The organism is Pseudomonas sp. NPDC089530, from assembly GCF_050280705.1.
Taxonomy (GTDB): domain Bacteria; phylum Pseudomonadota; class Gammaproteobacteria; order Pseudomonadales; family Pseudomonadaceae; genus Aquipseudomonas.
On record NZ_JBNNVU010000072.1, the window covers coordinates 20588 to 28061 of the forward strand.

Annotated in this window: 9 protein-coding genes and 1 pseudogene; all 10 read left to right on the top strand. The window is 66.3% G+C overall.

The window, feature by feature from the left end:
* The first annotated feature begins 34 nt into the window (after positions 1-34).
* Positions 35-1531 (top strand): urea ABC transporter permease subunit UrtB, encoded by a 1497-nt coding sequence (gene urtB / locus ACQKQA_RS22550; protein WP_427562600.1) that lies wholly within the window; start codon positions 35-37, stop codon positions 1529-1531.
* Entirely contained in the window at positions 1531-2610 is a 1080-nt protein-coding gene (urtC, locus tag ACQKQA_RS22555; protein WP_427562602.1) for an urea ABC transporter permease subunit UrtC, read from the top strand. Before urtB ends, urtC begins: the two co-directional genes overlap by 1 nt.
* The gene (gene urtD / locus ACQKQA_RS22560) at positions 2607-3482 is read left to right on the top strand and encodes an urea ABC transporter ATP-binding protein UrtD (RefSeq protein WP_427562605.1); all 876 of its coding nucleotides are present in this window, start codon (positions 2607-2609) and stop codon (positions 3480-3482) included. The genes urtC and urtD overlap by 4 nt, the downstream gene beginning before the upstream one ends.
* Positions 3483-3622: 140 nt before the next feature.
* On the top strand, positions 3623-4321 hold the full coding sequence (gene urtE, locus ACQKQA_RS22565; protein WP_427562608.1) for an urea ABC transporter ATP-binding subunit UrtE: 699 nt from the start codon (positions 3623-3625) through the stop codon (positions 4319-4321).
* Between the two features lie 66 nt (positions 4322-4387).
* On the top strand, positions 4388-5239 hold the full coding sequence (locus ACQKQA_RS22570) for an urease accessory protein UreD (protein ID WP_427562611.1): 852 nt from the start codon (positions 4388-4390) through the stop codon (positions 5237-5239).
* A 61-nt stretch (positions 5240-5300) separates the two neighbouring features.
* Complete coding sequence (gene ureA, locus ACQKQA_RS22575) at positions 5301-5603, top strand: urease subunit gamma (RefSeq protein WP_007937143.1); 303 nt, start codon at positions 5301-5303, stop codon at positions 5601-5603.
* A 9-nt stretch (positions 5604-5612) separates the two neighbouring features.
* Complete coding sequence (locus tag ACQKQA_RS22580) at positions 5613-6149, top strand: N-acetyltransferase family protein (RefSeq protein ID WP_427562615.1); 537 nt, start codon at positions 5613-5615, stop codon at positions 6147-6149.
* A 2-nt stretch (positions 6150-6151) separates the two neighbouring features.
* Positions 6152-6685, top strand: a complete 534-nt coding sequence (locus tag ACQKQA_RS22585; protein ID WP_427562618.1) for a GNAT family N-acetyltransferase — start codon at positions 6152-6154, stop codon at positions 6683-6685.
* A complete protein-coding gene (locus ACQKQA_RS22590) occupies positions 6682-6990 on the top strand; it encodes an urease subunit beta (RefSeq protein ID WP_427562621.1) in 309 nt (102 codons plus the stop codon). The genes ACQKQA_RS22585 and ACQKQA_RS22590 overlap by 4 nt, the downstream gene beginning before the upstream one ends.
* A gap of 142 nt (positions 6991-7132) precedes the next feature.
* Positions 7133-7474 (top strand): annotated as a pseudogene (locus tag ACQKQA_RS22595) (hypothetical protein); the annotation flags it as partial.

Consider the following 7474-nt stretch of genomic DNA (forward strand, 5'->3'; position numbering starts at 1 on the left):
TACAGGGTTCTCTGTCGTATTCAAGGACGTGACCATGTCGTTTTTCCGCCTGCTTATGGCCTGCCTCCTGCTGTTGCCGATCGCCGCCCATGCCGGCGATGCCGAAGACTTTGTCGCGGCCAATCCCGCGCAGCAGGCCAGCCTGCTGGAAACCTGGGCCGCGCAACCCGACCCGGCGCGCATCGAGCTGCTCGGCGCCTTGCAGCAAGGCCAGCTGACCGTCGATGGGCAAGCCAAGACCCTGCGTCTGAACAATCGCCTGCGGGGCCTGATCGACACCGCCCTGGCCAGCCATCAGTTGCTCGCCAGCGACGCCGGCACCCGCCTGGCCGCCGCCCGGCAATTGCAGAAAAGCGCCAAGCCGGCGCAGCTGAAATTCCTCGAGAACACCCTGGCCGCCGAACGAGATCCGGGCGTGCATGACGCCCTGAGCCTGGCCCTGGCCAACCTGCAACTGGTGGACGGCGACCCGGCCGTGCGCCTGGCCGCGGTGCGCTTGCTGGGGGAAACCGGCGACCCGCTGGCCCGCACCCGCCTCGAAGGCCTGCTCGAAGCCGGGGTTGAAGCGGACGCCGGCGTGCGCACCGCCGCCGAAACCAGCCTGGCCCAGGTCAAGCGCAAGCTGCTGGTGGGCGACATTCTCGGCCAGGCCTTCAGCGGCCTGTCCCTGGGCTCGATCCTGCTGCTGGCGGCCCTGGGCCTGGCGATCACCTTCGGCCTGCTCGGGGTGATCAACATGGCCCACGGCGAGATGCTGATGCTCGGCGCCTACGCCACCTACATGGTGCAGCTGCTGTTCCAGCGCTACGCGCCGCAGGCCATCGAGTTCTACCCGCTGCTCGCCCTGCCGGTGGCGTTCTGCGTCACCGCCGGCATCGGCATGGCCCTGGAACGCACCGTGATCCGCCACCTCTACGGCCGCCCGCTGGAAACCCTGCTCGCCACCTGGGGCATCAGCCTGATGCTGATCCAGCTGGTGCGCCTGGTGTTCGGCGCGCAGAACGTCGAGGTGGCGAACCCGGCCTGGCTGTCGGGCGGGGTCCAGGTGCTGCCCAACCTGGTGCTGCCCTACAACCGCATCGCGATCATCGCCTTCGCGCTGTTCGTCGTCGCGCTGACCTGGCTGCTGCTGAACCAGACCCGCCTGGGCCTGAACGTGCGCGCCGTCACCCAGAACCGCAACATGGCCGCCTGCTGCGGCGTGCCCACCGGCCGGGTGGACATGCTCGCCTTCGGCCTCGGCTCCGGCATCGCCGGCCTTGGCGGCGTAGCCCTGAGCCAGGTCGGCAACGTCGGCCCGGACCTGGGCCAGAGCTACATCATCGACTCGTTCCTGGTGGTGGTGACAGGTGGCGTCGGCCAGTTGGCCGGCAGCGTGTTCGCCGCGTTCGGCCTCGGCATCGCCAACAAGATCCTGGAACCTGCAATCGGCGCCGTGCTCGGCAAGATCCTGATCCTCGCGCTGATCATTCTGTTTATCCAGAAACGTCCGCAAGGCCTCTTCGCACTCAAAGGAAGGGTGATCGACTAATGACTCAACCACTGCTCATTACCGCCAGCCAAAAGGCCGGCCCCAGGCTCACGGTCGCCGTCGGCGCGCTGATCCTCGCCGTGCTGCTGGCCCTGCCGCTGCTCTCGCTGTTGCCGGCGGACAACCCGCTGCAGGTCTCGGCCTATACCCTGACCCTGGTGGGCAAGATCCTCTGCTACGCCATAGTCGCCCTGGCCCTGGACCTGGTCTGGGGCTACGCCGGGCTGCTGTCCCTGGGCCACGGGCTGTTCTTCGCACTCGGCGGCTATGCCATGGGCATGTACCTGATGCGCCAGGCCGCGGGCGACGCCCTGCCGGCGTTCATGACCTTCCTCTCGTGGACCGAGTTGCCCTGGTACTGGAGCGGCACCGGCAATTTCCTCTGGGCCCTGTGCCTGGTGGTGCTGGCGCCGGGTTTGCTGGCGCTGGTATTCGGCTTCTTCGCCTTCCGCTCGCGGATCAAGGGCGTGTATTTCTCGATCATGACCCAGGCCCTGACCTTCGCCGGCATGCTGCTGTTCTTTCGCAACGAGACCGGCTTGGGCGGCAACAACGGTTTCACCAACTTCCGCACCCTCCTCGGGTTCGGCATCACCGAACCGGGCACCCGCGCGGCGCTGTTCCTGGCCACCGTGCTGGTGCTGGCGGCCAGCCTGTACATCGGCTGGCGCCTGGCGCGGAGCAAGTTCGGCCGGGTGCTGGCCGCGCTGCGCGACGCGGAGAACCGCCTGATGTTCTGCGGCTACGACCCGCGCGGCTTCAAGCTGTTCGTCTGGGTCCTGAGCGCGGTGCTATGCGGCCTGGCCGGCGCCTTGTACGTGCCCCAGGTGGGCATCATCAACCCCAGCGAGATGTCGCCGACCAACTCCATCGAGGCTGCCGTCTGGGTTGCCCTGGGCGGGCGTGGCACGCTGATCGGCCCGCTGCTCGGCGCCGGGGTGGTCAACGGCATGAAGAGCTGGTTCACCGTGGCCTTTCCGGAGTACTGGCTGTTCTTCCTCGGCGCGCTGTTTATCGTGGTGACCCTGTACCTGCCAAAAGGCGTGATCGGCCTGCTGAAAAAACGAGGTGAACAATGAGAGTCACTGCGACAGCCGACTTCATGCTCGAACCCATTCTCGACTCCTCGACTCTTGATGCAAATCGGGACGCCGGCGCCAGCCGCGACGCCATCGGTCTCGGCCAGGCCGTCGGCAAGGGCCTCAATACCCGCCACGGGACCCTCCTGACCCTGGAAGACATCAGCGTCAGCTTCGACGGTTTCAAGGCCCTCAACGACCTGAACCTGTACATCGGCGTCGGCGAACTGCGCTGCATCATCGGCCCCAATGGCGCGGGCAAGACCACCCTGATGGACGTGATCACCGGCAAGACCCGGCCCACCCAGGGCAAGGCCTGGTTCGGCGAAACCCTGGACCTGACGCAGATGAGCGAGGTACAGATCGCCCAGGCCGGCATCGGCCGCAAGTTCCAGAAGCCCACGGTGTTCGAGGCCCTGAGCGTGTTCGAGAACCTGGAGCTGGCGCAGAAGACCGACAAGTCGGTGTGGGCCAGCCTGCGGGCCAGGCTCTCCGGCGAGCAAAAGGACCGTATCGACGAAGTGCTGGACACCATTCGCCTGACGGCCTCGGCGCAGCGCCAGGCCGGCCTGCTGTCCCACGGCCAGAAGCAGTTCCTGGAGATCGGCATGCTGCTGATGCAGGACCCGCAATTGTTGCTGCTCGACGAGCCGGTGGCGGGCATGACCGATGCCGAGACCGCGTTCACCGCCGAGCTGTTCAAACGCCTGGCCGGCAAGCATTCGCTGATGGTGGTAGAGCACGACATGGGCTTCGTCGGCGCCATCGCCGACCACGTCACCGTGCTGCACCAGGGCAGCGTGCTGGCCGAAGGGTCGCTGGCACAGGTGCAGGAAAACCAACGGGTGATCGAGGTCTATCTCGGCCGCTGACGATTCTCTGTAGGAGCGAGGCTTGCCCGCGATAGCCGCGCAGCGGCGATCCCACCGTCACCTCACGTCATCGTCGAGATTTTTCGCGGGCAAGTCGGATCGCCGCCCGCTCGCTCCTACAGGTATTAGGGGAATTCGAAATGCTGCAAGTCGACAAGCTGCACCAGTACTACGGCGGTAGCCATATCCTGCGGGGCCTGAGCTTCGAGGCGCAGGTCGGCGAAGTCACCTGCCTGCTCGGACGCAACGGCGTGGGCAAGACCACCCTGCTCAAATGCCTGATGGGCCTGTTGCCGGCCAAAGAAGGCGCGGTGACCTGGGAGGGCCGGGCCATCACTGGCTACAGGCCCCACCAACGGGTCCAGGCCGGCATCGCCTACGTGCCCCAGGGCCGGGAGATCTTCGGCCGCCTGACCGTGGAAGAAAACCTGCTGATGGGGCTTTCGCGCTTCCCCGGCTCCCAGGCCAGGGAAGTCCCGGCCTTTATCTACGAGCTGTTCCCGGTGCTGCTGCAGATGAAACAGCGGCGTGGCGGCGACTTGTCCGGCGGCCAGCAACAGCAGCTGGCCATCGGCCGGGCCCTGGCCAGCCGGCCACGGCTGCTGATCCTCGACGAACCCACCGAAGGCATCCAGCCGTCGGTGATCAAGGAAATCGGCGCGGTGATCAAGCAACTCGCGGCCCGGGGCGACATGGCCATCCTGCTGGTGGAACAGTTCTACGATTTCGCCGCCGAACTGGCCGACCAGTACCTGGTGATGTCCCGGGGCGAAATCGTCCAGCAGGGCCGGGGCGCGCAGATGGAGGCCGAGGGAGTACGCGGCCTGGTCGCGATCTAAGTTGCAATCCGCATTTTGATCTACGTTAGGATCTAGCCTGTCGCCTCCGGACCACCAGCACCCATCATGAACCTGCCTGCCCCTACCGCCCTGTTCACCCCCAGCTGGCATGCCGAACTGGAACTCGGCTATGCCCGCTTCGGCGATTGCACGCGCCCGGTCCAGCGTCGGCACCAGGGCCCGCTGCGGGTGCAGAAGCACCTGTACGCCGAAGGCCCCGAGGTCTGCCAGCACATCATCGTCCACCCGCCCGGGGGGATCGCCGGCGGCGACCGCCTGGAGATCCGCGCCAGCGTCGAGCGCGACGCCTGGGCGCAACTGACCAGCCCCGGCGCCGCCAAGTGGTATCGCGCCGCCGGGCCCGCCTATCAGGCCCTGACCTTGAACATCGCCGCCGGTGCCACACTGGAATGGCTGCCCCAGGAAACCATAGTGTTCAGCGCCGCCCAGGCCGAACTGAGCACCCGCATCGAGTTGCAGGGCGACGCCCGGCTGTTCTATTGGGATGTGGTGGCGCTGGGCCGACCCGCCAGCGACGAACGCTTCGAGCATGGGCATTTCCAGTCGCACCTGGACATTCGCCGCGACGGCCAGTTGCTCTGGCACGAGCGCCAGCGCATTGTCGGCGGCGACGGTTTGCTGGACTCGCCGATCGGCCTGGACGGCCAGCCGGTGTTCGCCACCTTGCTGGCCAGCGGCGAGATCGATGCGCAACTGCTGGAACGCTGCCGCGCCTTGCACGACACCGGGCAGCACACGGTGCGTGGCGACCTGACACAACTGCCCGGCCTGCTGGTGGCCCGCTGCCTGGCCAGCGAAGCGCTGCTGGCCCGGGCCTGGCTGATCGACCTGTGGCGCCTGCTGCGCCCCGCCCTGCTGGGCCGCGAGGCCGTGCCACCGAGGATCTGGAGCACATGAACATAGCTACCTGTAGGAACGCTGCAACGCTTTTCAATGGCCTGACAACGGATCTCCAACAATGGACCTGACCCCACGCGAAAAAGACAAGTTGCTGATCTTCACCGCCGGCCTGGTGGCCGAGCGGCGCCTGGCCCGGGGCGTGAAGCTCAACTACCCGGAAGCCATGGCCTATATCTCGGCGGCGCTGCTCGAAGGCGCCCGCGACGGCCAGACCGTGGCCGAGCTGATGCACTACGGCACCACCCTGCTGAGCCGGGAACAGGTAATGGAAGGCATCCCGGAGATGATTCCGGAAATCCAGGTGGAAGCGACCTTCCCCGACGGCACCAAGCTGGTCACCGTCCATCAACCCATCGCCTGAGGCCGCACCATGACGTATTCCATCCGCGATGCCGTGGATACCGATCTGCCGGCGATCCGCGACATCTATAACGACGCCGTGCTCAACACCACGGCGATCTGGAACGAGCAGGCCGTGGACCTGGGCAACCGCCAGGCCTGGTTCAGCGCCCGGCAGGCCCAGGGGTATCCGGTCCTGGTGGCGGTCGACGCCGAGCAGAACGTGCTCGGCTACGCCTCGTTCGGCGACTGGCGGCCCTTCGACGGCTTTCGCCACACCGTCGAGCACTCGGTCTATATCCGCAGCGACCAGCGCGGCAACGGCCTGGGCCCACGCTTGATGCAAGCGCTGATCGAGCGGGCCGGGCACTGCGACAAACATGTGATGGTTGCGGCCATCGAAAGCGGCAATGCCGCCTCGATCCGCCTGCATGAACGCCTGGGGTTCGTCACCACCGGGCAGATGCCGCAAGTGGGCACCAAGTTCGGCCGCTGGCTGGACCTGACCTTCATGCAGTTGACCCTCGATCCGGGGGCGTTGCCGCCCTCCACCCACCCAGAGAAATAGCGATGAACACTGCCCATTTGCGTCGAGTCCATGCGGAGAGCTTCGCCCACTATCGTCAGGGCCTGATTGATCTGTTGTTCGACGCCGTGGGCCACGGCGCCTCGATTGGTTTCATGGCCGACCTCGACCAGGAACAGGCCAGCGCCTACGTCAACAACGTCCAGGCCAGCATCGCCGACGGCAGCCTGCTGCTGTGGGTAGTGGTGCAGGACGAAGTGGTCCTGGCCAGTGTGCAATTGGCGCTGTGCCAGAAGCCCAACGGCCTCAATCGCGCCGAGGTGCAGAAGCTGCAAGTGCGCCACGACGCCCGCCGCCGCGGCATGGGCCAGCAGCTGATGCACGCCGTGGAGCACACGGCGCGCCAGCTCAAGCGCGGTCTTTTGTATCTGGACACCGAGGCCGGCTCGGACGCCGAAGCCTTCTACAGCTCGCTGGGCTACACCCGGGTCGGCGAGCTGCCCAACTACTGCCAAAGCCCGGACGGCACCTACAGCCCGACCGCCATCTACTTCAAGACGTTGGAGCAACCCCAATGATCCCAGGCGAATACCAGATCCAGCCCGGCGACATCGAACTCAACGCCGGCCGCCGCACCCTCAGCCTGAGCGTGGCCAACAGCGGCGACCGGCCGATCCAGGTGGGCTCGCACTATCACTTTTTCGAAACCAACGACGCCCTGGCCTTCGACCGCGCCGCCAGCCGTGGCATGCGCCTGAATATCCCGGCCGGCACCGCCGTACGCTTCGAGCCGGGCCAGACCCGCGAAGTGGAACTGGTGGAACTGGCCGGCCGGCGCCGGGTATTCGGCTTTGCCGGGCGGGTCATGGGCGATCTGGACTGAGCGCAATCCCTGTAGCCGCTGCCGCAGGCTGCGATGGCTGCGAAGCGACCCCTGCATTTCAACGTGAACGAAGGTCCTCCGGCCCTTAACGCAGCCTTCGGCAGCGGCTACAGGTGCCCGACTCCATTCTTAGGAAGGTGCAATGAAGATTTCCCGCCAAGCCTACGCCGACATGTTCGGCCCCACCGTCGGCGACAAGGTGCGCCTGGCGGATACCGAGCTGTGGATCGAAGTCGAGAAGGACTTCACCACCTACGGCGAAGAAGTGAAGTTCGGCGGCGGCAAGGTGATCCGCGACGGCATGGGCCAGGGCCAGCTGCTGGCGGCCGAGGTGGTCGACACCCTGATCACCAACGCCCTGATCGTCGACCACTGGGGCATCGTCAAGGCCGACGTCGGCCTCAAGGACGGACGCTCTTGCAGCCAGCCCTTTCAAGGGCTGGTGCTTAGAGCGGATCCTGGGGTTGCATGTCCCAAGGCGCGC

Excerpts from the sequence above, each read along its gene's own strand:
- urtD (WP_427562605.1), top strand. The coding sequence starts at position 2,607 with ATGAGAGTCACTGCGACAGCCGACTTCATGCTCGAACCCATTCTCGAC.
- ureA (WP_007937143.1), top strand. The coding sequence starts at position 5,301 with ATGGACCTGACCCCACGCGAAAAAGACAAGTTGCTGATCTTCACCGCC.
- urtE (WP_427562608.1), top strand. The coding sequence starts at position 3,623 with ATGCTGCAAGTCGACAAGCTGCACCAGTACTACGGCGGTAGCCATATC.
- ACQKQA_RS22590 (WP_427562621.1), top strand. The coding sequence starts at position 6,682 with ATGATCCCAGGCGAATACCAGATCCAGCCCGGCGACATCGAACTCAAC.
- ACQKQA_RS22580 (WP_427562615.1), top strand. The coding sequence starts at position 5,613 with ATGACGTATTCCATCCGCGATGCCGTGGATACCGATCTGCCGGCGATC.
- ACQKQA_RS22570 (WP_427562611.1), top strand. The coding sequence starts at position 4,388 with ATGAACCTGCCTGCCCCTACCGCCCTGTTCACCCCCAGCTGGCATGCC.
- ACQKQA_RS22585 (WP_427562618.1), top strand. The coding sequence starts at position 6,152 with ATGAACACTGCCCATTTGCGTCGAGTCCATGCGGAGAGCTTCGCCCAC.
- urtB (WP_427562600.1), top strand. The coding sequence starts at position 35 with ATGTCGTTTTTCCGCCTGCTTATGGCCTGCCTCCTGCTGTTGCCGATC.
- urtC (WP_427562602.1), top strand. The coding sequence starts at position 1,531 with ATGACTCAACCACTGCTCATTACCGCCAGCCAAAAGGCCGGCCCCAGG.